Genomic DNA, 24172 nt, shown 5'->3' on the forward strand with positions numbered 1-24172 from the left:
TGGCCTCTATTCTGGTTGCCAAGCTTCGTAATCATCGCGCGAAACTGGATGTGTTTGGCGCAGGCTGCCCGCCGGCGTATAGGCCGTGGCGGTGCCGGTGCGATTTTCGCTGTGCGAAATTTCCCATGGCTTATGTTTCAGGGGCTTCTTTGAGGGTTTTTCGTCAAAGGTGTGATGCAACCACCCATGCCAATCCGCCGAAACACGCGATGCCTCGGCCTCGCCATTAAAGATAACCCAGCGGCGCTTACCATCACGGGATTCATAATAGGCATTCCCCTGCTCGTCTTCACCCACAGCCACTCCGTGGCGCCACGTATAGAACCGTGTATTCAATGTTTGTGAGTTCCACCACGTGACAAAGCTGAGAATAAATTTCATTAGAGCACCTTCGAGCATATTTCTATTGTTATGCAGGAAACGCAAAGCAAGGTCTAGGGGGATGATTTTGTTTCGGCAAAAGCGAAAACGGCCTCTATGCGAGGCCGTTTCAAATTATTAGGATTTAGCTGGCCGAGGCCGTTTCCTCCACCTGATCCGCATAAACGATCAGCGGCTCACCCTCGCGCGTTACCGCATCTTCGTTGACCACAACCTCTTGTACATTCTCAAGGCTTGGCAATTCAAACATCGTGTCCAGTAGAATATCCTCTAGGATAGAGCGTAATCCACGCGCACCTGTCTTACGCTCGATTGCGCGGCGTGCAATGGCCCGCAAAGCTTCGTCTGTAAAGGTCAGCTGGGCATCTTCTAGCGAGAACAACGTCTGGTACTGTTTAACCAAGGCATTTTTTGGCTCAGACAAAATGGTTACAAGAGCGTCTTCGTCCAGATCAGTCAGTGTGGCCAATACGGGCAAACGACCTACAAATTCAGGAATCAGCCCGAATTTCAATAAATCTTCTGGCTCCATGTCAGTGAATATCTCACCAATACCGCGGGCATCTTCGTCTTTGACATCTGCGCCAAAACCGATGCCAGATCCCTTGCCTCTCTGAGCAATAATACGATCAAGGCCGGCAAATGCACCGCCACAAATAAACAGGATGTTTGTGGTATCAACCTGTAGGAACTCTTGCTGAGGGTGCTTGCGACCGCCCTGTGGTGGCACAGAGGCAACAGTGCCCTCCATGATTTTCAACAGTGCTTGTTGTACCCCCTCGCCCGACACATCGCGGGTGATAGAGGGGTTATCTGACTTGCGAGTAATTTTATCGACTTCGTCGATATACACGATGCCACGTTGCGCGCGTTCTACGTTGTATTCAGAGGCCTGTAGCAATTTCAGGATGATGTTTTCTACATCCTCTCCCACATAACCGGCCTCGGTCAATGTGGTCGCATCCGCCATGGTAAAGGGGACATCCAGAATGCGCGCTAACGTTTGCGCCAGCAATGTTTTACCACAACCAGTTGGGCCAACCAGCATGATATTGGATTTTGACAGTTCGATTTCGCTATCTTTGTCAGCATGATCCAAGCGCTTGTAATGGTTGTGTACAGCAACCGACAGCACCCGTTTTGCCACATCTTGGCCGATCACGTAATCATCTAATACCTGACAGATTTCCGCAGGCGTTGGCATTCCCTCGCCAGATTTTACAACCCCGGCTTTCGCCTCTTCGCGGATGATATCCATACACAATTCAACGCATTCATCACAGATGAAGACTGTTGGGCCCGCAATCAGCTTGCGCACCTCGTGTTGGCTCTTGCCACAGAACGAACAATATAGGGTATTTTTTGCGTCACCATCGCCAGAATTCGCCATTCACTACTCCACTTTGGCCCAAGGCCGAATTTTCTTCCCCGAGATTATGCTAGAAACCATCCGAGGACAATGATTATAAACACCCTGCTATTTGGGTGCTAAAAACACTAGCATTCTACATATGAATAAACCCTTCAATTGGGGGGCTTACTCTTCTTCTACCGCACGCTTTTGTACGATCTCATCAACCAGACCCCAATCCTTGGCCTCTTCTGCGGTCATGAAATTATCGCGATCAAGCGCGGCTTCTACATCTTTCAACTTCTGCCCACAATGGTGAACATAAATCTTGTTCAGGCGATCTTTCAGTTCCAATATCTCTTTGGCGTGCAGTGCGATATCTGACGCCTGCCCCTGGAAACCACCCGAGGGTTGATGCACCATCACGCGCGAATTTGGCAGGGTAAAGCGCATATCTTTCTCGCCTGCGGCCAGTAGCAACGACCCCATTGAGGCCGCCTGACCGATACACAGGGTCGAAACCTTGGGGCGGATATATTGCATGGTGTCATAGATCGATAGACCGGATGAAACCACGCCGCCTGGGCTGTTGATATACATTGCTATGTCTTTGTTGGGGTTTTCTGCCTCTAGGAACAACAGCTGAGCAACGATTAGTGTTGCCATACCGTCGTGTACAGGGCCGGATACGAAAATAATTCGTTCTTTGAGCATCCGAGAAAAGATATCGTAGGAACGTTCCCCGCGAGAGGTTTGTTCCACCACCATCGGGACCAGAGTGCTGTTATATACTTCTAATGGATCGCGCATTTTAACCTGCCTGTTTGAATTCGTTCTAATCACTGTAGTCATTGCCAATGCTGGCTTCAAGTCGTGTTTATACCGATCGAGATTATTAAGCAGTTAATCAGCAACTGGTAAAAGCCCTTGATATCTTTTAACAAGTTATCATTCCGTTACGTCAACGTCACTTAAATAGATTGACCGATCAAAGACCCCTACGCTAGCGTTGGACTAATTCAGGGAGAGAATTTAGGGAGACACCATGAACAAACTTACACTTTCTGCGGCAACCGTCGCATTGGCGACAACCGCCACCGGCGCATTAGCTGGGGGGCTAGATCGCGCAACCTTTAGTTCGGCAATCCTATTTGAGGAAGGAACCCATGCCGAAATTTCTTTTGCAACCACTAGCCCCAAGGTATCACCGCAAACCGATACCGCTTTTGGTGGTGCGGCATTAAATTCCGCATGGCAAGTAACCGAAAGGTTTAATACCGGCATCGTTCGTTTTAAGACCGATCTAAGCGACAAAGTTGCGATCGCCTTTGAGGTGAACAATAACCCCTATGGCGTCGATATCAATTACGGTGCATTTGCCGCGTCTGCCTTTTCTGCAGTTTCAGACCTAGCATCCCTAAGCGCAAATCTCAGTTCATCAGCAATGACCCTAAGTGGGAAATACAAAGTAACCGACCGTTTCTCGGTGATTGGTGCACTAAAGTTGGTGGAAATCGGTGGTAGCGCCAATGTTTCTGTACCTTTGGCTGCGGGCATTGGCGCAGGCGCGGTTACCAGCATTGGCCTAGCGGATATTGGAGCGGGTGCTGGCATTGTTACGCTTGAAGGTGATAGCGCAATTGCCCCTATCATCGGCGTTTCATATGAAATACCTGACATTGCGCTGCGTGTTGCGGCATCCTATGAATTGGGTGTTGAAACCAACCCGATCGTGAACTCGATCAACCCAACCTATTCTGGTGGTGCTGGCTCAATCAAAACACCAGATGTTATGCTGTTGGAATTCCAATCTGGCGTGGCCAAAGATACATTGGTATTTGGCGCAATTCGCCGTGCCAATTGGTCCGATGCACAGGTAACAATGTCTGCCGTCTATGACAATCTTCAGCTGTCTGATTTCGACGACAGCACCACCTATACTATTGGTGTAGGGCGTCGTTTCTCCGACAAGTTTTCTGGCTCTCTAACCCTGACCCACGCGCCATCTGATTGTGATAGTGTCAGCCTATTAGCGCCAACATGTGAAAACAACACATTGTCCATTGGCGGTAAATATAGCGTTGGCAATGGCACCGCCATATCCGCTGGCGTTAGCTTCCGTAAATACAAAACGGCGACCTCAAGTTCGATAAGCCCTGAGAGTGGTTCGATCGTCTTTGATGGTGATACGCTACGAACCGTTGGCGTAAAAGTTTCGCGCAAGTTCTAAAACAGCGATCAATTTAATACTTTAAAGCGCCCTGTTTGGGGCGCTTTTTTATGTGGGTATCATTACGTAAACGAAAAAAGCCGCCCACAAAGGGGCGGCTTTTCCAATTCTAAAAGGCTTGGATTTAGTCTTCCAGAGCTTCTACAGCTTTTTGCAGATCTTCTTTGCTGATCTCTTTATCTGTGATCGCGGCGTTCTCTACGATGTAATCCACAACTTTCTCTTCGAACAAAGGTGCGCGAATTTGTTGCTGTGCTTCTGGGTTTTTCTGAATAAATTCAAAGAACTGCTGAGCATTTGGGCCGTACTGTTGGGCCTGTTGAATGATCGCTTGCTGCATTTCAGCATCTGTTACAGTGATCTCTTGAATTTGACCAACCTCCGCCAACAACAATCCCAATCGCACGCGGCGAGTTGCCAATTTTGTGTGCTCGTCAGTTGTTTCGATTTCCGGGTGATCGTGGCCTTCTACTTCTGGGTTTTCTTCGTGCCACAGCTGATGCGCGATTTGGTTCGCCTCAGCAGTTACCAAACCTTCTGGCAATTCAAAATCAACCAGCTTGTCCAACGCATCCATAAGATCACGTTTCATGATCAAACGTGCCGCACCTTTATACTCTTCTTCTAGGCGCGCCGTGATTTGCTTCTCTAGATCCGCCAGATCTTCTGCGCCAAATTTCTTGGCCAACTCGTCATTCAGTTCTGCGGCAACTGGGCCCTTAACGGCATTTACTGTACATTCAAATACAGCGTCTTTGCCAGCTAGGTTTTCTGCACCATACTCTTCAGGGAAGGTCACCTTAACTTCTACATCGTCGCCAGCCTTTGCGCCAACCAACTGTGCTTCGAACCCAGGGATGAAGCTGTTTGAACCCAAAACCAGCGGATAATCGTCGGCTTGACCACCATCAAAAGCTTCGCCGTCTACCTTGCCCAAGAAGTTGATCACAACCTGATCACCATCTTTGGCTTTGCTGCCTTTTTTCTTATCTTCGAACTCTTGTGCGGTTTCAGCCAAGTTCGCCATCGCCTCTTTCACATCCTCATCAGATGCCTTTACGGTGTTGCGCTCTAGCTTGATCGCAGAGAAATCAGTTTCTGGAACTGTTGGAAGACATTCATAGGCCAAGGATACGTTTACATCGTCCCCTTCTTTCCAGTCTTCGTTGGTCATTTTCACGTCAGGCTGTTGCGCAGGGCGATCGCCAGATGTTTCAAAATGCGCATTCATCGCACCATCAACAGATTCTTGCATCGCTTCGCCCAGAACTTGCTGACCGAATTGCTTCTTCAGCATAGCCAAAGGAACCTTACCCTTGCGGAAACCTTTGATCTCTACGTTTGGCTGAGCCTCTTTCAATTTGGCATCAACGGTTTCAGCCAATTCCTTGGCTGTAATTAGAATATCGTAGCCGCGTTTAAGGCCTTCGTTCAAGGTTTCGGTAACCGACATTTATACGTCCTTTATTTGTGGTGTTTAGGCACAGCTAAACCCCATATCCATGGTAAAACTGACGCCCTTCTAAGGGGCGAACTCTGTTGGTGCAAGGGGATTCCGATACCTAACATCCCGACGCCCAGCCCCTCCGTAGCTGGCAATTTTATCAACGTATAAAATATTTCGACAATCACAGAATGAGAATTCGTTGATCTTTGCATTCTATTAATCAAAACTGTCCAGAACTAGGGTACCAATGAGGATGTGGCGATGGATTCTAAATTATGGATGAATTTAGGTAGCTTGGGATGCATTGTCACTCTGTCAGCCTGTTCTGGGGGCTCTTCTTCGGATTCAGGTGGTGTGGTGCGCCCCGACCCAACTCCAAACAGCTGGGTCAGCACATCGGAGTTTACACGAAATTATGGCCTCGGCCTGATCAATGCTGATGCATACTATACTGATGGCGGCACAGGTGCCGGCATTACTGTAGGCATCATCGATACTGGAATCGATACCACCCATAGCGAATTCAACGGTCGGATCAGCGGCGCCTCAATTGATATTGTAAATATGAGCGCTGTTTCTGATCAAGACGGGCATGGCACCTGGGTTGCAGGTGTTATCGGTGCCGATTACGGATCAGGTAATGTTCAGGGTGTGGCCTACGAGGCAACACTCTTGGCTGTTGATGCCTATACCGAATCTATTGATGGGTTTTACGATATAGATACGGCCGCAGGTATTCGCCATGCGGTAGACAATGGTGCTGATGTCATAAATCTTAGCCTCGGCGGATTTGGCAGCAGCTCAACCATAAACTCGGCCCTTGAATATGCTGCAGAGAATGGCGTGGCTGTGGCCATCGCTACCGGCAACGATTCTGAACGCTCGTTTGGCAATATTGCCGATATCAGCAACCCCGCATATGAGGCCGGGCGTGGAATTTATGATGGGCATATAATCGCTGTTGGCGCCGTAAACAGCGCTGGTGATGTGACCGATTTTTCCAACGCCTGTAATTCTGTCGATATCCGCTATTGCCTAGTGGCACCCGGTCAATCGATCTATACCACGCGCTCTGGTGGCGGCTATAATTACGTCAGCGGCACTTCTTTCGCGGCGCCACATGTGGCAGGTGCCATTGCCGTCTTGCTTAGCGCCTACCCTAACCTTACGGCCAAACAAGCGATTCAGATCCTTTTGGAATCCGCATATGACCGGGGCAGCTCTTCACCTGACTTCCAAGACTACGATACAGAATACGGCAACGGGTTACTGGACCTAGAGGCCGCTATGGCGCCCTCCGGATTTCTGAGCACCGTCGCTGGTGAAGAACTGACCAGCATGGAGAATGCAGACTTCACTGTATCCTCGGCATTTGGCAATGCATTTTCCCAACAAAATACGTTTAGCAATTTGGTGCTCTATGATGCCTATGCACGAGCCTACCAAGCAGACCTTTCGGATCGTATTGCCGATAAGCAATCCAATAGTAATTTGGAATTCTTCACCGATTTTACCTCCACCACAAAGTCCCAAAACGCCAACATTGGTGCGGTGTCAACCAGCTTCACCCTTAGGGATCGGATGGATGAAAACACAGGCGATACAACGCCCACACTTACCCAATTTTACGCAAACGCAGAGATATCTCCCCACAGCACCCTGCACATCGCCCATGGCGATACGGCGCTCGGAGCGTCTACATTAAACTTTATTGATCAGGCGGTTCAAACCCACAGCATCACCGATGCCTCGCTCACCCCGCTATCCTACCTAACCCAAGAAGGCCAAAGTATTGCATTGGGCCGCAAGGTTCAGAACTGGGATGTGAGTTACGGCCTACGCGGCGGCACCTATAATGTGTCGCAAAATATCGCCGCAGATATCCGCGTAGAGCGCAATTGGGCCCAAGGCTTTTATCTTGGTATCTCCGGCTCGTATATTTACGAGGACAACAGCTTTCTGGGCACCACTGGCACGGGCGGCTTTGATGGTGGTTATAGCGCTAAAACCACCTTAGGGACAGTTGGCGTCGGTTATGAAAAACGAAACCTGCGCCTATTTGCTCAGCTTAGCACCAGCTCAACAAAGGTAGATCATGCCAGCACCGCCCTCCTGGCAGATTTCACCACCATAAACGCGCAATCCGCGATGATTGGCGCAACCTATCAAAACTTGTTCAGCGGGGCAGATAGCCTCTCGCTTACGCTCTCTAAACCCTTGTATGTAAAGAGCGGCGCCGCGTCCCTACGCACAAACATTGAAACCACCCAGCCCGTAGCCACACGCATAGGTCTACGCCCAACTGGCTCTCAAACCAATCTCGAACTAGGCTACCTGTCCCAGATTGATCACACCACCAGTTGGGGCTGGGGATTGGCCTATATCCATAACCCAAATCACGATGCACAGGCCAAAGCAGAGATTTCCGCAGGCATTACACTAAAGCGGCGCTTCTAAACAGCAATGTTAACTCTACCCCTTTGGATTGATCTTAGGAGGTAGAGTTGATTGTGTAACGCCCGAAAACAGCATGCCCTAGTACAGCGCATACATCGATGACCGCTGCAAACTCGATATATCAGAAGAAAAGTGGTACGGGTGAAGGGACTTGAACCCCCACGCCTCGCGGCGCCAGAACCTAAATCTGGTGCGTCTACCAATTCCGCCACACCCGCACTCTTATTCAGGTGGTAAACTCCTGAATTCTGCGCCGTTGTAACGCGGTTGAATTGGAGATGCGAGCGGAAAATGAGTATTTTTAAATTTTTTTTACACCCCTAAAAATCACATGGATTTCAGATGCCTTATCCAATCCAAATCCCTATTTCATTGATGAAAACCAAAGCACCAGCTTACAGTCGCGCGAACGCACCAAACGCGAACAGCCCAAAATTTAATCCGTTTGCCCATTTTTTAATCAAAACCTAAGAAATCATTAAAAAGGTATGACCGCAACCTTAGCTCTAATTGCACTTATCGGTTAAAAATGGTGCAGATACCATGCAATGTAATTTGTGTTCTGGAGGACAATTATGAAAAAGATCGAGGCTATTATTAAGCCCTTCAAACTCGACGAAGTAAAAGAAGCACTTCAAGAAGTTGGTGTACAGGGGTTGTCCGTTATCGAAGCCAAAGGTTTTGGCCGTCAAAAAGGACATACCGAGCTGTATCGCGGTGCAGAATACGTGGTTGATTTTCTACCAAAGGTAAAGATCGAGGTCGTCTTAGCTGATGACCAGCTAGATGGCGCTATCGAGGCCATCATCGGTGCCGCCCGCACAGAAAAGATCGGCGACGGCAAAATATTCGTTTCCACCATCGAACAAGCAATTCGCATCCGTACCGGTGAAGCCGGCGCAGAGGCGTTATAATACTCCCCTTAAACTGAGAAGGAACTCAAAAATGAGTGCAAAAGATCTAGTTAAACGGATCAAGGACGAAGACATCCAATACGTCGACATCCGTTTCACCGACCCACGCGGCAAATTGCAACACGTAACCGTTATTAACGATGAGGTCGACGAAGACTTCCTTGATGGCGGCTTTATGTTTGATGGGTCATCCATCGCAGGTTGGAAATCAATCGAAGAATCAGACATGAAACTGATTCCAGATACGAACTCTGCTTATATCGACCCTTTCTATGCTGAAAAAACAATCGCCGTGCATTGTCACGTGGTTGAGCCAGACACAGGTGAAACATACGAGCGTTGCCCACGTTCAACAGCCATGCGTGCCGAAGAGCACCTGATCGCATCAGGCATTGGCGACACCTCTTTCTGGGGCCCAGAGGCAGAATTCTTCTTGTTTGACGATGTTCGTTATTCAAACACCATCAACAAAGTATCCTACGAAGTTGATGCCGCCGATGCGTCTTGGAACACAGATGCCGAGTATGAGATGGGCAACATGGGCCACCGCCCAGGTGTTAAGGGTGGGTATTTCCCTGTGAATCCTACAGATTCTGCACAAGACCTGCGCGGCGAAATGCTGTCTACAATGAAAAACATCGGCATGAAGGTCGACAAGCACCACCACGAGGTTGCCTCTTGTCAACACGAGCTGGGTTTGGTTTTCGGTACATTGACACACCAAGCGGATGAGTTGCAAAAATACAAATACATCATCCACAACGTAGCACACGCCTACGGCAAATCAGCAACCTTTATGCCAAAGCCAATCGCTGGTGATAACGGTACTGGGATGCACGTGAACATGTCTATCTGGAAAGATGGCAAACCATTGTTCGCTGGCGACAAATACGCTGATCTATCAGACGAAGCTTTGTTCTTCATCGGTGGCATCCTGAAGCACGCCAAATCACTGAATGCTTTCACAAACCCATCTACAAACTCATACAAGCGTTTGATCCCGGGTTTCGAAGCACCGGTACTGCGCGCATACTCTGCACGTAATCGTTCTGGTTGTGTACGTATTCCATGGGCTGAATCCCCCAAGGCAAAACGCGTAGAGGCTCGTTTCCCTGATCCCGCTGCAAACCCATACTTGTGCTTCTCTGCACTGTTGATGGCTGGCCTTGACGGTATCAAAAACAAAATCGACCCCGGCGCACCTTCTGACAAAGATCTATACGATCTGCCAGCAGAAGAATTGGCTGGTATCCCGACTGTTTGTGGTTCTTTGCGTGAAGCATTGGAAGAGCTGGAAGCAGATCACGACTACCTACTTGACGGTGGCGTATTCACCAAGTCTCAAATCCAAGGCTATATCGAGCTGAAGGAAGAAGAGAATATTGCATATGAACACACACCTCACCCTGTTGAATTCCAGCTATACTACAGCTGCTAATTTCACAGAATTTGGTTCTAAGGCCTCCGATTTTCGGGGGCCTTTTTTATGCCATCCCCCGGACAACAAAGGTATGGATGCCAAAAACAACCGCGCCGGTGACGGGTAGTTTCATCAAAACCTGGCGTTCACTTCGAATGAAATCGCCACAGTGATCCAAATCGCGCGGCGCATCCTCGCGGCATGGATGAAACAGATCTGGCGCGCGATACAACAGCCGGTTCATACGCCAGACCGGGCGGTCCACTTGGATATTATCCAATATCCGCTGAACGCGCCGCGCCAGATCATTGCTGTACTCTGTAACCGGTAGGTGAATGCGCCGCATTGGCCTGCCAATTTTATCCGCCAAGCACCAACTGGCAGGAAAGCACAGCGCAGCCCCCACCAGCACATGTTCGTCATGGGGCTTTTGCAGGATGCACAGGTCTTGCTGGACCAAGCGGCGCGCCGCAATCAGGGGGTGGCAACCACATATCTCAACCGCCACGCCATCAGGGCGCTGCACCCAACCACTTGGCAATTTTTGGTACCCCTCGGTTCGCAGAACCGATGCGACCACGAGGTCACGCAATTCAGTACAGGCCTCGTTACTTGATGCGAGCGTTTGAAAAACCTCAGCAGTGCGATGGCTCAGCAGATGATCCGCATAGCGCATCTGTGCGGCAAATGCCTCGTCGCGCAATATCCATTTACTGGGTTCCAAGGCAAGTAGCCCCGGCAGACGCGAACGGTTTTGCCCATCCCTCAGCTCTGGGGGCAATTGGGACTGCAAGATAGGCGGGAAATCAGTCATGCCCCACCCTAATCAGAACCACCCACAGGCCGCAATCAGATCCTTAGTGCCCCATAGACAGATCGCCCTGTCCCAGTTCCGGGCTAGGCCCATCAATCACCAGCCCGTTACCCTTGAAACAAGTATATTCAAACCCGCTATCGATACTTTTAACATAGCAATTGGTGAAAGACAGCACAGGTGTACCTGTGATTATGATCGGCTCCCGCCCTGATCTCAGCGCCAGACTATCGGTGGTATTTTGCGCCGAAATACGCAGGTTTCGGCCATATTCCCACTGGATATTCACCACAAAATGACTAAACCCATTGTCCACATCCTGAACACAATTTTCCTGTGCCACCATCTGAGGCTCATGTTTGTCAGTAATTTCCGTGGGGATTGTTTGATGAGCAATGAGACAGACCCCATATTCGTGCCAGCGATCCGCAAAAATAGGCGCGCCCCAAACCACAAATAGCCAAACAGCTAAAAAATACCGCATCACATTCCCCGATAACCCGCCCCTTTGCTAGCATCCGCGCCTTAAAAAACACTCAAGGATACCGCTAAAATCTTACAAAACCCTGCTAATCTGTGCGATATATCACCAATTGTGTTAAATTTTCTGAACAAAACTTGAATTCACAAAATGCCCCCATAGATCCTAGCCAAGGGACAAAGCTATGGGGATTGTTATGAAGCTACACATTTTATGCGCATTAATCATCGGCACAGCCGCACAGGCCAATATCTGGCAAAGCGAAACTCAAGACGGTGTTCTAGCCGCCACCGTGCAATCAGAAAAGGGTGAGATTTCGGTATTTTGTGATGTAGGGATCAACGCACCAATCACATCAATTAACTTCCTAATTCAGGACAGCGCACCAGCGCCTTTGTCCAATGTTGCATTGTTCTTTGACAAAGAGCCGCCCATTTTTGTGCAAACCGATATTGAGGGCGCATTGGGCTCAACCTCGGAAACCGAGGCCCAAAATTTCTCGATGTTGCTGGAACGTATGCGCGGAGCAAATGCGCTAAAGGTGCGCCTGTTCAATGGGATCAGCGAGAAATTCACGCTCAAAGGATCAACCAGTGCGATCTCGAATTGCACCCCAGATTATCAGCGCTTGAGCATGGGGTTAAACTAGCGGCCTAGAAAATGGGGCGATAGTTACTGCTTGTAAAATATTGGCTGATATCTATTTTGAATATTAACCAATACGAGAGCCCAACCGTGCCCCTAGAAAAAATCGATGCAAACGAAGCCTATATGCGCGCATTGCGCAATAAATTTCGCCAATACCCCTCGCGCAAAAAGGGTGTAGAGCGCCTGTTGCCCGTGCCGCGCATCAATGTATCGCCCAGCTTCACCTTCGGGCCGGATTCTCGGGTCTTCACCTCTGGCTCTTGCTTTGCACGCTATATCGAAAAATCATTGGAATTTTCAGGGTTTCCCATCCTTTCATTGCTTACTGACCTGCCGGAACTGCCTGATAACTCGGGATTTTCCCCAAATAAATATTCGATCTTCTCGGTTCTTAATGAATTGCGTTGGGCCGCAAATAAGGACGATGTAGATGTGGACGAGCTGTTACTAGAAAACAAAGATGGCACCTATTTGGATCTTCAGATCAATGCAACCCTCAGCGCCGATCTGGACACCATGCGCACATTGCGCCGTATCTATATGGACTCTTACGCCAAGGCCTTTGAGGCGGATGTGGTGATTATCACCCTTGGATTTAGCCAGGCGTGGTTTGACAAAAAACTGGGCTGTTACCTAAATATCGCCCCCAGCCGCCAAACCCTAAAACAATACCCAGATCGGTTTGAATACCATTCCCTTAGCTATGAGGATATTTACTCGGCCCTAAAAGAAATCCAAAAACTGCTCGCCGAGAATTCAAAAACACCCCCAAGGCTGTTGCTAACCGTATCCCCAGTACCATTGGTTGCTACATTTGATGAAAAGGATGTGCTGGTTGCAAATACCTATTCCAAGGCCGTGCAACGCGCCGCCCTAGAACAGTTCTGTACCGAGTATGATGCGGATTACTTCCCCAGCTACGAAATCGTCACCCTAAGTGATATGAAATACGCATGGATCGACAGCGATTTTCGCCATGTACGACCCGAAACCGTGGATCGAATTATGGCACAGGTTCTTAATGCCTATACCGAAGGCCACTCTTCTGCCAAATTGCTAGAGGCGCGCGGCTGGGTTGAAACCTATTTCGCCGCAGGCCGTTATAAAAAGGTGATCCAACTGGTAGAGGATCTGGAAGAGGATGGCACCCAGGCCCCCGAGGCCCTGAAGCTGCGCCAAGCCCTGTCCTATCGTCGTATGGGCCGCCCGGATCTGGCGCAAATCGCCTTCGCTGCGGTAGCAGAAATGGACGGCAAACATGCAGAAGATGCTGCCAAATCCGCCCAACTGGCCCCGCGCGCGCCCATTGATGCCGATGCCCAATCGCCCGAGGACTATAAACAAGAGGCGCTACAGCGCTTGGATGACCTTGATATCTCTATCGGCCAGAACGCCGATTTGGATTGGCTGCGCAGCTATGTTGAAAACAGCCGCCCTCCAGAATCCGAGGTCACCAGCGACAGCGCCAAGGAGGTGAAATCCATCGTTTCATCGCTTAAGCGTCTGTTAGATATGAAAAAATACCGCAGCGTGGTTGAACAGCTGGATACCTCAATCGAGGAGTGGCCCAACGAACCAGAGCTGCATTGGCACCGTGGCGCCGCCCATCGCAAGCTGAAAAATTTCAGCCATGCCATCGACGATATGATCGTGGTCGCCAATTCCAGCTTCAAGGCGGCAGACAAGGCCCGCATGCTGGCCATCAGCGATTGCGAAAAATATGACATGAGCGAGAAATTGAAACATTTGCAGGGTATGGATGCGTAATTTCTAATTACATCGGTCTTTTTTTGGTTCCAACTATACCCAAATGCCGCGTTCTGCTTTATCTTGGGTAAAACGAGCAAATCAAGGAATCAAGAGCCCCCAATGGCCGAAACCAATCTATTCAATGACGACGCCCCACAGGGCAAATCCTATGACGCCTCTTCTATCCAAGTGTTGGAGGATATGGAGCACGTGCGTTTGCGCCCTGGCATGTATATCGGCGGAACAGACGACCGCGCCCTGCATCACATGGTGGCCGAAATCATCGATAACTCGATGGACGAGGCGGTTGCGGGACATGCCAATTGGATCGAAGTCGAGCTACACGAGAATTTTCATATCACCGTGCGCGATAATGGCCGTGGCATCCCTGTGGACGCGCATCCCAAAGACCCCAGCAAATCTGCGCTAGAGATCATTTTCTGTACACTAAACGCTGGCGGCAAGTTTTCAGGCGAAAACTATGAAACATCTGGCGGTCTACATGGTGTAGGCTCTTCTGTTGTAAACGCCTTGTCGGATCATGTTCGGGTCGAGGTTGCGCGCAACCGCGAGCTGTTCGCCATGGAATTTTCACGAGGCGTTGTCCAAGGCCCGCTACAAAATCTGGGCGCGATCGCCAATAGGCGCGGCACGACGGTTACCTTTCACCCTGACCCTGAAATTTTCGGCGAGACCGCCCGCTTTAAGCCCAAGCGCCTGTATGATATGGCAAAATCCAAGGCATATCTGTTTTCCGGGGTAGAAATCCGTTGGAAATGTGCGGCCTCTTGTCTAAAATCTGGTGACGAAACACCGCTAAAAGATACATTCAAATTTCCAAATGGCTTGGCCGATTATCTGACCGAGCGCCTAGAAGGCTCTAGCACCTATGCGCAAACCCCCTTTGCTGGCAAGGTTAGCTTTGCAGAAAAATTCGGCAATGGCGAGATCGGCAATGTGGAATGGGCCATCAATTGGACGCCCGTGCGCGACAGCTTTATGCAGAGCTATTGTAACACCGTACCAACCCCCGAGGGCGGCACCCACGAGAGCGGATTTTGGTCTGCGGTGCTAAAGGCGATCAAAGCGTACGGTGAATTGGTTGGCAACAAAAAGGCCAGTGCGATCACCCGCGATGATGTGATGGGCGGCGGTTGTGCCTTGGTCTCTGTCTTTATCCAAGAACCCAAATTTGTAGGGCAAACCAAGGATCGCCTTGCCACCGTAGAGGCCCAGAAGTGGGTGGAAAATTCTGTGCGCGATCACTTTGACAACTGGTTGGCATCTAATAATAAATCTGCGGGTGCGATCCTAGATTACATGGTGCTAAAGGCCGAAGAACGCCTGAAGCGCAAGCAAGAAAAGGAAACAGCCCGTAAATCCGCCACCAAAAAGCTACGCCTACCAGGGAAGCTGACCGATTGTTCGCAATCTGTGCGTGAAGGCACTGAATTGTTCATCGTAGAGGGGGATTCTGCGGGTGGTTCGGCTAAGATGGCACGGGATCGCAAAACACAGGCACTGTTGCCTCTGCGTGGTAAAATCCTGAATGTATTGGGCGCTGCCAGCAATAAAATCAGCACCAACAACGAGATTAACGACCTGTGCCAAGCGCTGGGGGTTGGCATGGGCACGAAATTTAATATCGATGACCTGCGCTATGATAAAATTATCATCATGACCGATGCGGATGTGGACGGCGCGCATATCGCCAGTCTGTTGATGACATTTTTCTTCACCCAAATGCGCCCGTTGATCGACAATGGGCATCTGTACATGGCCTGCCCGCCACTGTTCCGCCTGACCCAAGGTGCTAAGCGCGTGTATTGCATGGATGATATCGAGAAAGATCGTCTGCTGGAAAAAGGTATCGGTGGGCGTGGAAAGATCGATATCTCGCGGTTTAAGGGTCTGGGTGAAATGGATGCCAAGGATCTAAAAGAGACCACGATGAACAAGGAAACCCGCCAATTAATCCGGATTTCGATTGATGAGGACGAGCTGGGGGAAACCGACGAATTGGTTGATCGGTTGATGGGGAAAAAACCGGAATTGCGGTTTGAATATATTCAGCAGAACGCGAGATTTGTTGAAGAGTTAGATGTATGATTTTTTGCGCGCAAGCGCAAAAATATCAAGCCGGTAGCCGATTGCGAAGCAATTGGCGATAGGTACCCGTTAGTACAACATGCAGCGATGGAAGTTAGTTACGGGTATACCCATAAATATCTTGCTCGCTTTCTCGCAACCAATCAGGAACCGTAGTATCTAGTCCCGATTCATCAAAACATTCGACGCCCAAATAAATGGTGTGGAGAAGCCAATTGGCGCTTGGGGCCGGCCCTATAATTCTCCAAGATCGATCTGCAGACTTTTCACTCGAGTTCAGGTCATCTCGATTTGCACTGATATGTTCAAATATTTTTCGAATTTTATCAATCACACCCGAAACATAATCACGATTAAAACAATTTGAGGCTAAACCGTCGTTGAATGCATTTACCTCTGCGTGTCCAATTCTCTTGTCTCGATGAAATTTTAACTTTTTCCAGGCTTTTTTCTTGGTCCAAGGAACTTTCTGCGCAAACTCATTGTGTTCTTCCAGCAACTGGGTCTGTAGCAGAGCTAAATTCATAGCCCTGTTTTGTTTAGAATTAGATGTTTCCAGAAGCCTACTTAGCTGCATAACAATATCGTCTTGAAATAGTCTCTGAATTCGCAAAACGGTATTGCCCCCCGCTTTGCGCAGTAATTCATTACGCTTAGGATTATTCTCAAAGAGAATACAGTAATCACGCCATGTAATTTGTAGTTCGACTACGGCCCTTTCTACGTGAAATATTACTTCTCCGAGCTCGGGGCCATATCTATCTTGATAGTCTTTTAAAGTCATATATAATTCCATAAAAAATTTCTAAACCTACAAAATTGTCACGATAGAACGTTTCGAACAGTATCACAAGAACCAGCTATTAGTAGGAGAAGCCGTTTGTGAATGTTGCCAAAAAACCTACGACACAATCACACTCCCTACCCCAATCGCCGCTCTAACATCCCAAACAAATCCCTCGGATCATCGGGGTCGGCCAGCATATCCAGATCATCGAAAAACGCCGTGCCTCGAATATTTTTCAGCACATAGCGCAGGGCCGAGAAATCCTCGATGGCAAAGCCAACGCTGTCAAACAGGGTGATTTGACTGTCGGATTTACGCCCAACCACATCCCCCGTCATCACCTGCCACAGCTCGGTCACCGGATGATCATCGGCCAACTGTTGTATCTCGCCCTCTACCCGCGTTTGTGGTGGGAATTCGACGAAAATATCAGACCGCTTCAGGATATCGCCATGCAATTCGGTTTTACCCGGGCAATCACCACCGATCGCATTGATATGCACCCCTGCGCCAACCATGTTATCCGTTAGAATTGTGGCGCATTGCTTGTCCGCGGTGCAGGTGGTGATGATCTCGGCACCGTTAATGGCCTCTTGGGCTGTGGAACAGGGCACAACGGTTAGACCCTTGTTTGCTAGGTTACGGGCGGCTTTCTTGGTGGCCTCTGCATCAATGTCATACAGGCGCACAGTGTCGATGCCGCAGACCGCCTTAAACGCCAAACATTGGAATTCGGACTGCGCGCCATTGCCGATCATTGCCATGGTCTTGGCACCTTTGGGGGCCAAATATTTCCCCACCAACGCCGAGGTCGCCGCCGTGCGCAGGGCCGTCAACAAAGTCATTTCCGACAGCAACACAGGATAGCCCGATTGTACATCCGCCAATAGGCCAAAGGCCGTAACCGTTTGCAGCCCCTCTTTGGTGTTTTTGGGATGGCCATTTACATATTTGAACCCATACATTTCGCCATCAGATGTGGGCATCAATTCAATCACCCCTACATCCGAATGCGACGCCACGCGCGGGGTTTTATCAAACAAGGGCCAGCGCTTGAAATCAGCCTCGATATCTGCGGCCAAATCCACCAAGACCTTCTCGATACCGATATGGTGAACCAATCCCATCATATTGTCTACGGAAACGAAGGGCACCAAAGCTTTGTCAGAGGGGGTCAGCATTATTTTTCTCCTGCACGGGGGCGCGCGGTTAAGTGAATAGAGGCAATCATACAGCGTGCAGAGCCGCCCGCATGTTCGATGGTGGGCACATCAACCGGTACCAGTGTCGCATGGCGTTCGATGCGCGCCTTTTGATCCGCATTTAGGCTATTCAGCGCGGTGGTTGATAAAACCAAAATATGCCCGTTCGAGCCAGTAAGCTCGATCGCGTTCCCCGCGAAACTGGCGATCTGATCAAAGCTTAGCTCAATCACGTCGCGCCCCGTTTCTTCTAGGCGGCGCACCACCGTGGCGCGGCGATCAGGATCAGAAATCAGCGACAGGCCGATCAGGGCAAAGTTGGTGGCAACACACATCAAAACATTGGTGTGATATATCGCGCGCCCCTCAGGGTCTACTGCATCGAACATTATCGGCTCGTATGAGAAATGCGTCGCAAAGCGTTCCAAAATCAGCGGATCAGCTCGATTGGATTTTGCGGTATAGGCAATGCGCCCAATGTGGTCCAGCACCATAGCACCCGTGCCCTCTAGGAACAGGTCATCCTGTTCCAGACCGGAATAATCTATTATGTTTTCAACACGATAACGCACCTTTAGCATATCCAGAACATCTGCGCGCCGCTCGCGTCGGCGGCTGGGCGCATACATCGGGTAGAGTGCGACCTGCCCGCCAGAGTGGGTGGAAATCCAATTATTAGGAAAGACACTATCCGGCGTCTGCGCGCCGGTATCATCAAAGACATGCACCCGTACACCATGCGCGCGCAAACGTGCAACCGCGCCATCAAATTCCGCCAAGGCGTGCGCGGATGTATTGCCTCGTTTTGGATCTGTTTGAAAGGCATTGTCTGCCGCCGTTTCGGCATTGGGGGTAAATTGGTGCGGGCGCACCATCAATACCGCCCTGGGGGCCTGAAGGCTGTTCAACATTTGGTTCATTCTATCCTCACATAAAAGGGCGTGTATTGCGATCAAAGACACGCCGCCCGAGACCAGATGCCAAAAGATCTACCATCAATTGTGCGGTTCGGCCGCGCTCGTCCAAAAATGGATTCAGCTCCACCAGATCAATCGAGGTCATCAAACCGCTGTCTGACAACAACTCCATCACCAAATGCGCCTCGCGCGTGGTCGCGCCACCCGGCACGGTGGTACCAACCGCGGGAGCGATACTGGGATCCAGAAAATCAACATCCAATGACACATGTAGTAGGCCATTGGCGGCGCCTACACGCTCGAGAAAACGAACCAAGGGGGTTTTGATTCCAAATTCATCGATCAAACGCATATCAGCGATAGAAATTGACAGCGCCTGCAATGCTTGTTTTTCCGCAGGATCTACCGAGCGCAAGCCAATCATCCCGACCTGTTCTGGGGGAACAACTGCACGAAGCGGCGGGTAATCCTCGAAGCCAGCCTGCCCTGTGATATAGGCTACAGGTGTGCCGTGCAGATTGCCACTGCTGCTGGTTTTGGGGGTGTGAAAATCGGAATGCGCATCCAACCACAAAACGAACAACGGGCGATTTTGCGATACCGCATAGCGTGCCACCCCAGATACAGACCCTGCAGAAAGCGCGTGATCCCCCCCCATAAAAATTGGAAACCCCTGCCCCATTTGCTGCTCGGCCACCTCACATAGCCGCCTTGTCCAACCGATGTTTTCACGCAGCATATGGATGCCATCACGCGCTGTGGGGTCAGTGTCATAGATATCTGGGGTCATATTGCCCAGATCAACCACGCTGTGGCCCATCTCACGGATCATCTGCGTAATCCCAGCAGTTCGCAACGCATCAGGGCCCATCAAGCAACCCTTGATATCCTTGCCACTATCCTGTGGCGCGCCGATTAATATGCAATGTTTTGGTTTCATATAGGCAGTTTGCAGTACAAAACGATAAATGATACACCCATCAAATCGATCAAAATAGTCAACAATTAAACAGAATGGATATCAGTTTTGGACACTACGGATATATCTCTGATGAATGCACTAAAGAAAAACGCCCGTGCCAGCCTGTCTGATTTGGCGCTGGATTTACAGATCACCCGTGCCACCGTACGCACCCGCATGAATGCTTTGATGGCCTCGGGTGAAATTGCGGGTTTCACGATCCTGACTAAATCCGACGTTACCCCCCATCCGGTGCGCGGCCACATGATGTTGCAAATCGAGGGAACAGGTGCGCAGAGCATCCGCCAAAGGCTATTGCTGATGCCACAGGTCAGCGCCGTGCACACCACCAACGGCAAGTGGGATATGATCGTAGAGCTGGCAACCCAAACTCTGGAACAATTAGATCAGTGCCTATTTAAAATACGCAAAATCAAAGGGGTAGCAGGATCAGAGACAAATCTTCTGCTCTCGACAAAACATTCCTAATCGCGCTATCCCTGTTCGGCCAACTCTTCTAGGGCCATCCACTCTTCCTCGGCATCGGCCAATGCGCCGTGGCGCTCTACCAATGCATCAGATGCCTTCTGGAACTTGGCTGGATGATCTGTGAACAGGTTCGGATCAGCAAGGAATTCCTCTAGCTTTGCGATTTCCGCCGCGAGGCGCTCCATCACCGCAGGGAGTTCCGCCAACCGATGGGTCTGGGCAAAGGTCAACTTTTCTTGGGGCATAGAAGCAGGCGTGGCCACATCCTTGCTCTTGGGCTTTTTGCCCGTTTTCTTCGCAATCTTCTCGGGCATATCCCGACGCTGGGACTGATAATCAGACCAGCCCCCCGCATAGGCCGTGACCCGCCCGTTGCCTTCGAAGGCCAAGGTGGTGGTGGCCACACGATCTAGAAAATCACGGTCGTGACTAACCAGCAAAACCGTGCCGTCATAGCCATCTAGAATTTCCTGTAAAAGATCCAGCGTTTCCACATCCAAATCATTGGTCGGCTCGTCCATCACCAGCACATTGCTGGCCTTGGCCATGATACGCGACAACAACAGGCGAGCCTTTTCACCACCTGACAACACTGATACCGGCCCACGGGCCTGTGTTTCATCAAACAGAAACTCTTTCAAATAGCCGACCACATGGCGCGGCATTCCGCGTACCATGATCTGATCGTTTTTCCCTGAAACGCCCAACTCCTTGTCTTCGGTCAAGCTTTCCCAAAGGGTGGCGTCATTGTTCAGCTCTGATCGATTTTGATCAAAGATCGCTGTGACCAGACCATGCCCCGTGCGCACAACACCCTGATCTGGGGCCAATTTACCGGTTAGAATATTCAACAGCGTGGTTTTCCCCACCCCATTCGGCCCCACCAATGCAATGCGTTCGCCGCGTGTGACCTTTAGATTAAAATCCGCGACAATTGCCTTGTCCCCAAATCCATGGGTGATATCCGTGGCCTCCACCACCAGCTTTCCAGACTTTGGGCCGCTGGCCAGTTCCATTGCCGCCGTCCCTTGGCGCTTGATCTGGCTAGAGCGCTCGTCCTTTAGCGCATGTAGGCGCCGCACACGACCCTGATTACGCTTGCGCCGTGCTGATATTCCCTCGACAGCCCAACGGGCCTCTGCCTTGATTAGGCGGTTTAATTTGTGGCGCTGTTGATCTTCCTCATCAAAAACCTTATCGCGCCAATCTTCAAAAGCCTCGAATCCTTTTGGGTTATTGCGCACCTTGCCGCGATCCACCCAGAGGGTGCCGCGGGTTAGGCTGCGCAGGAATGCGCGGTCGTGCGAGATAAGAACGAAGGCTGTGTTGGTGCTTTTCAATTCTTGCTCCAACCATTCAATGGCCTCGATATCCAAATGGTTGGTCGGCTCGTCCAACAGCATCAATTCTGGCTCTTCGGCCATAATTTTCACCAATGCCGCGCGCCGCCGCTCGCCGCCCGATGCCATATCACAGGCGGTGTCTAAATTCAGCTTAAGCCCTTCGGCGATGATATCCACCTTATAGGCCAACATTTCATCCAGATTAGACAGGGTGTAATCGCGCAGGGTATCAAAGGCACCTAATTCAGGGTGTTGATCCATATAGCCCACCGCGCAGCCACTGCGCAAAAATCGCGTCCCCTCATCGGGCTCGGTTAAACCTGCGATCACCTTCATAAGAGTGGATTTACCCGATCCGTTACGCCCTACGAGGCACAGGCGCTCTCCCTCTAGGATTGAAACGGAAAGTTTATCGAACAGCGGATTCCCCCCGAAAGACAGGGTTACATCGCTGAGAGTTAAGATCGGTGGTTTAGCCATGGCCGCTTAATGTGGGATTGTCGCGCAATGGTCAAGCGTTTCACCTTGCTTGTGGCAAAGCTTCTGCCTAAAACGTTTTTCAGGAATTTAATGAGGTGACTTATGCTTTCGTCCATGCGTGGTAACAAGAAAAATCAGGTATTTATGTATGGGCTAATGGCCCTGTTAGGATTGGGCTTAATTGGCTTTGGTACTGGTGGGCCCGATGGGGCACGATTGAATTCAATTGGATCGGTGGGGGATGAGCCGGTTTCTGTCGATTCTTATGTAGCAACATTGAATTCCACGCTTAACGCCGCCAACCAGCAATTCGGCCGCGCGCTATCCCAAAATGAAGTTGCCGCGCTACGCCTACAGGAAACCGCATTGCGTAATGTGGTCAGCCTATCCGCCCTAAGTAACGAGGCCGCGCGCCTAGGCATCAGCGTCGGCGACGAGAAAGTTGCCCAAGAAATTCTATCCACCCCATCCTTTACCGGATTAGACGGCAGTTTCGATCGCGAAGCTTATGAATTCTCCCTATCAAGAGCAGGTCTTTCTGTGGATGATTATGAGGAGCAAACCCGCAAATCAGTGGCACGTGATCTGATTGAAAGCTCGGTTGCCTCTGGCCTGCGGTTGAACCCGCGTCAGGCGCTTATTCTATTGGAATACGCCCGTGAACAGCGCAGCTTTGAATGGGCGACATTGGGTGATGATTTACTGCCAGCCCCTGTTGAAATCCCGACGGATGCTCAAGTTCAGGCGCAATACAAGGCCACCCCAGAGGCCTATACTGCGCCGCGTATTCGCGAAATCACCTATGTTAGCCTGACTCCAGAAATGCTAGAGGATCAGGTAGAGGTTTCCGACGAAGACCTAAGGGCCGCTTATGATGCCCAATTTTCGCGGTTTAACCGCCCCGCACGCCGTTCTGTTGACCGGGTGATTTTTGCAGATACCGCCGCCGCCACCGATGCAAAAGCGCGCATTGATGTCAGCATCGTGACCTTTGATGACGTGATCGCAGAACGCGGTCTAGAACCTCTGGATGCTGATTTGGGCGAGGTCGAGCAAGGCAGCCTGAGCGCGGAAATCGATGCGGCCCTATTTGCGAATGGAAATTTAGGCATTGTTGGCCCCGTTGAAACAGACCTTGGGCCTGCGCTCTTTCGCATCAATGCCGTTATGGATGCGCAGATTTTAGAATTTGAAAATGCGAAACCAGAGTTGCGCGCCGAGTTTGTTGGCGAGGAAAGCCGTGCATTGATTTCCGAACGTCTGAACGATCTCGATGATCTGCTGGCCAGCGGTGCCACTTTGGCCGAAATAGCCGAAGAAACCGATATGGAGCTGGGCAAGATTTCGATGGAACCCTCCAGCACCGAAGGATTCGCCGCCTATCTAGAATTCCGCCAAGCGGCCTTTGCTGCACGAGTCGGGGATTTTCCAGAGCTGACCGATCTATCTGATGGCGGCGTTTTTGCATTGCAAGTGGACAAAATAATCGATCCAACCCTGCGCCCCCTAGATGAAGTGCGCAGTACTGTGATTGCCGATTGGCAGGCCAACGAGACCCTAACCCGCCTAGAGGCACTGGTGCCAGATCTAAGTGAAAAGCTTGCAAAAGGGGCTGATTTTGCGGAATTAAACCTTGAGAAAAGCACATCTAAAAACGTAACACGCGGCGAATTCATCGAAGGCTTGGGCGCGGAGCTAACATTAGAAATCTTCGAATCCGAGGCCGGATCCATCCTGTCCGCTCGCGAGGACGGCGCGGTATATATCGCCCGCATCAATGACGTAACCCCGTTTGATGCCGATACCGAGGGCAATCAATCTATGCTATCAGAGGTCACACAACAGCTGTCTAATCAAACCGCAAATGATTTGCTAACCGCCTTTATGGCCGCAATCGAAACACGTGATGGCGTACGCTTGAATCAATCAGCGATCGAGCAATTGAACCTGCAAATCATTGGTGGACAACCAGCCCCAAGCGGACATTTCTAA

General features: G+C 50.3%; 20 protein-coding genes and 1 tRNA gene. 9 read left to right on the plus strand and 12 right to left on the minus strand.

Annotation, left to right across the window (positions count from 1 at the left end; translation table 11 throughout):
• Positions 1–6: 6 nt before the first annotated feature.
• From QQL62_RS03285 to clpP, 3 genes are all read right to left on the minus strand, one after another.
• Entirely contained in the window at positions 7–381 is a 375-nt protein-coding gene (locus QQL62_RS03285; RefSeq protein ID WP_284376114.1) for an NADH:ubiquinone oxidoreductase subunit NDUFA12, read from the minus strand.
• Positions 382–505: 124 nt separating this feature from the next.
• On the minus strand, positions 506–1771 hold the full coding sequence (gene clpX, locus QQL62_RS03290; RefSeq protein ID WP_284376115.1) for an ATP-dependent Clp protease ATP-binding subunit ClpX: 1266 nt from the start codon (positions 1769–1771) through the stop codon (positions 506–508).
• A gap of 147 nt (positions 1772–1918) precedes the next feature.
• Positions 1919–2542 (minus strand): ATP-dependent Clp endopeptidase proteolytic subunit ClpP, encoded by a 624-nt coding sequence (gene clpP / locus QQL62_RS03295; protein ID WP_284376116.1) that lies wholly within the window; start codon positions 2540–2542, stop codon positions 1919–1921.
• A gap of 235 nt (positions 2543–2777) precedes the next feature.
• On the opposite strand from clpP, the gene QQL62_RS03300 reads away from it, so the two are divergent.
• On the plus strand, positions 2778–3962 hold the full coding sequence (locus QQL62_RS03300; protein ID WP_284376117.1) for a hypothetical protein: 1185 nt from the start codon (positions 2778–2780) through the stop codon (positions 3960–3962).
• A 124-nt stretch (positions 3963–4086) separates the two neighbouring features.
• On the opposite strand, the gene tig is transcribed toward QQL62_RS03300, so the two are convergent.
• Positions 4087–5415, minus strand: coding sequence for a trigger factor (gene tig / locus QQL62_RS03305; RefSeq protein ID WP_284376118.1), 1329 nt, complete (start codon positions 5413–5415; stop codon positions 4087–4089).
• Between the two features lie 255 nt (positions 5416–5670).
• Between tig and QQL62_RS03310 the strand changes: the two genes are divergently transcribed.
• A complete protein-coding gene (locus tag QQL62_RS03310) occupies positions 5671–7866 on the plus strand; it encodes a S8 family peptidase (protein ID WP_284376119.1) in 2196 nt (731 codons plus the stop codon).
• 133 nt (positions 7867–7999) lie between these two features.
• Here the strand turns inward: QQL62_RS03310 and QQL62_RS03315 are convergent.
• A tRNA-Leu gene (locus QQL62_RS03315) sits at positions 8000–8084 on the minus strand.
• A 357-nt stretch (positions 8085–8441) separates the two neighbouring features.
• Here QQL62_RS03315 and QQL62_RS03320 point away from each other — a divergent pair.
• Together QQL62_RS03320 and glnA are read left to right on the plus strand one after the other, a co-directional pair.
• The gene (locus QQL62_RS03320; protein ID WP_284376120.1) at positions 8442–8780 is read left to right on the plus strand and encodes a P-II family nitrogen regulator; all 339 of its coding nucleotides are present in this window, start codon (positions 8442–8444) and stop codon (positions 8778–8780) included.
• Positions 8781–8811: 31 nt separating this feature from the next.
• Positions 8812–10218 (plus strand): type I glutamate--ammonia ligase, encoded by a 1407-nt coding sequence (glnA, locus tag QQL62_RS03325; RefSeq protein ID WP_284376121.1) that lies wholly within the window; start codon positions 8812–8814, stop codon positions 10216–10218.
• Between the two features lie 46 nt (positions 10219–10264).
• Here the strand turns inward: glnA and QQL62_RS03330 are convergent, their stop codons facing one another.
• Entirely contained in the window at positions 10265–11014 is a 750-nt protein-coding gene (locus QQL62_RS03330) for a heme-dependent oxidative N-demethylase family protein (protein WP_284376122.1), read from the minus strand.
• 43 nt (positions 11015–11057) lie between these two features.
• Entirely contained in the window at positions 11058–11498 is a 441-nt protein-coding gene (locus QQL62_RS03335) for a hypothetical protein (protein ID WP_284376123.1), read from the minus strand.
• Between the two features lie 193 nt (positions 11499–11691).
• Here QQL62_RS03335 and QQL62_RS03340 point away from each other — a divergent pair, with 193 nt between their 5' ends.
• The 3 genes from QQL62_RS03340 to parE all read left to right on the plus strand — a co-directional run bounded on the left by QQL62_RS03340 (position 11692) and on the right by parE (position 16001).
• Positions 11692–12144, plus strand: coding sequence for a hypothetical protein (locus QQL62_RS03340; protein ID WP_284376124.1), 453 nt, complete (start codon positions 11692–11694; stop codon positions 12142–12144).
• A gap of 86 nt (positions 12145–12230) precedes the next feature.
• Positions 12231–13910 carry a GSCFA domain-containing protein gene (locus QQL62_RS03345; protein ID WP_284376125.1) on the plus strand — a complete coding sequence of 560 codons (1680 nt, stop codon included), beginning with the start codon at positions 12231–12233 and terminating at the stop codon, positions 13908–13910.
• 102 nt (positions 13911–14012) lie between these two features.
• Positions 14013–16001 carry a DNA topoisomerase IV subunit B gene (gene parE, locus QQL62_RS03350; protein WP_284376126.1) on the plus strand — a complete coding sequence of 663 codons (1989 nt, stop codon included), beginning with the start codon at positions 14013–14015 and terminating at the stop codon, positions 15999–16001.
• Between the two features lie 94 nt (positions 16002–16095).
• Here parE and QQL62_RS03355 read toward each other — a convergent pair whose 3' ends face one another.
• From QQL62_RS03355 to rocF, 4 genes are all read right to left on the minus strand, one after another.
• A complete protein-coding gene (locus tag QQL62_RS03355) occupies positions 16096–16785 on the minus strand; it encodes an AbiU2 domain-containing protein (RefSeq protein ID WP_284376127.1) in 690 nt (229 codons plus the stop codon).
• Positions 16786–16922: 137 nt separating this feature from the next.
• Entirely contained in the window at positions 16923–17969 is a 1047-nt protein-coding gene (ocd, locus tag QQL62_RS03360) for an ornithine cyclodeaminase (protein ID WP_284376128.1), read from the minus strand.
• Complete coding sequence (gene ctlX / locus QQL62_RS03365; protein ID WP_284377183.1) at positions 17969–18898, minus strand: citrulline utilization hydrolase CtlX; 930 nt, start codon at positions 18896–18898, stop codon at positions 17969–17971. The genes ocd and ctlX overlap by 1 nt, the downstream gene beginning before the upstream one ends.
• Before the next feature lie 19 nt (positions 18899–18917).
• Positions 18918–19847, minus strand: a complete 930-nt coding sequence (gene rocF, locus QQL62_RS03370) for an arginase (RefSeq protein ID WP_284376129.1) — start codon at positions 19845–19847, stop codon at positions 18918–18920.
• An 87-nt stretch (positions 19848–19934) separates the two neighbouring features.
• Here rocF and QQL62_RS03375 point away from each other — a divergent pair, with 87 nt between their 5' ends.
• A complete protein-coding gene (locus QQL62_RS03375) occupies positions 19935–20357 on the plus strand; it encodes an Lrp/AsnC family transcriptional regulator (protein ID WP_284376130.1) in 423 nt (140 codons plus the stop codon).
• 5 nt (positions 20358–20362) lie between these two features.
• Here the strand turns inward: QQL62_RS03375 and QQL62_RS03380 are convergent, their stop codons facing one another.
• Entirely contained in the window at positions 20363–22180 is a 1818-nt protein-coding gene (locus QQL62_RS03380) for an ABC-F family ATP-binding cassette domain-containing protein (protein WP_284376131.1), read from the minus strand.
• Between the two features lie 102 nt (positions 22181–22282).
• On the opposite strand from QQL62_RS03380, the gene QQL62_RS03385 reads away from it, so the two are divergent.
• Complete coding sequence (locus tag QQL62_RS03385) at positions 22283–24172, plus strand: SurA N-terminal domain-containing protein (protein ID WP_284376132.1); 1890 nt, start codon at positions 22283–22285, stop codon at positions 24170–24172.

Origin of the sequence: Amylibacter marinus, assembly GCF_030160015.1 — a bacterium.
Lineage (GTDB): Bacteria > Pseudomonadota > Alphaproteobacteria > Rhodobacterales > Rhodobacteraceae > Amylibacter > Amylibacter marinus.

Excerpts from the sequence above, each read along its gene's own strand:
- parE (WP_284376126.1), top strand. The coding sequence starts at position 14,013 with ATGGCCGAAACCAATCTATTCAATGACGACGCCCCACAGGGCAAATCC.
- QQL62_RS03285 (WP_284376114.1), bottom strand. The coding sequence starts at position 381 with ATGAAATTTATTCTCAGCTTTGTCACGTGGTGGAACTCACAAACATTG.
- QQL62_RS03300 (WP_284376117.1), top strand. The coding sequence starts at position 2,778 with ATGAACAAACTTACACTTTCTGCGGCAACCGTCGCATTGGCGACAACC.
- QQL62_RS03385 (WP_284376132.1), top strand. The coding sequence starts at position 22,283 with ATGCTTTCGTCCATGCGTGGTAACAAGAAAAATCAGGTATTTATGTAT.
- ocd (WP_284376128.1), bottom strand. The coding sequence starts at position 17,969 with ATGCTGACCCCCTCTGACAAAGCTTTGGTGCCCTTCGTTTCCGTAGAC.
- QQL62_RS03320 (WP_284376120.1), top strand. The coding sequence starts at position 8,442 with ATGAAAAAGATCGAGGCTATTATTAAGCCCTTCAAACTCGACGAAGTA.
- tig (WP_284376118.1), bottom strand. The coding sequence starts at position 5,415 with ATGTCGGTTACCGAAACCTTGAACGAAGGCCTTAAACGCGGCTACGAT.
- QQL62_RS03310 (WP_284376119.1), top strand. The coding sequence starts at position 5,671 with ATGGATTCTAAATTATGGATGAATTTAGGTAGCTTGGGATGCATTGTC.
- QQL62_RS03380 (WP_284376131.1), bottom strand. The coding sequence starts at position 22,180 with ATGGCTAAACCACCGATCTTAACTCTCAGCGATGTAACCCTGTCTTTC.
- clpX (WP_284376115.1), bottom strand. The coding sequence starts at position 1,771 with ATGGCGAATTCTGGCGATGGTGACGCAAAAAATACCCTATATTGTTCG.
- QQL62_RS03340 (WP_284376124.1), top strand. The coding sequence starts at position 11,692 with ATGAAGCTACACATTTTATGCGCATTAATCATCGGCACAGCCGCACAG.
- glnA (WP_284376121.1), top strand. The coding sequence starts at position 8,812 with ATGAGTGCAAAAGATCTAGTTAAACGGATCAAGGACGAAGACATCCAA.
- QQL62_RS03335 (WP_284376123.1), bottom strand. The coding sequence starts at position 11,498 with ATGCGGTATTTTTTAGCTGTTTGGCTATTTGTGGTTTGGGGCGCGCCT.
- QQL62_RS03355 (WP_284376127.1), bottom strand. The coding sequence starts at position 16,785 with ATGACTTTAAAAGACTATCAAGATAGATATGGCCCCGAGCTCGGAGAA.
- QQL62_RS03330 (WP_284376122.1), bottom strand. The coding sequence starts at position 11,014 with ATGACTGATTTCCCGCCTATCTTGCAGTCCCAATTGCCCCCAGAGCTG.
- rocF (WP_284376129.1), bottom strand. The coding sequence starts at position 19,847 with ATGAAACCAAAACATTGCATATTAATCGGCGCGCCACAGGATAGTGGC.
- clpP (WP_284376116.1), bottom strand. The coding sequence starts at position 2,542 with ATGCGCGATCCATTAGAAGTATATAACAGCACTCTGGTCCCGATGGTG.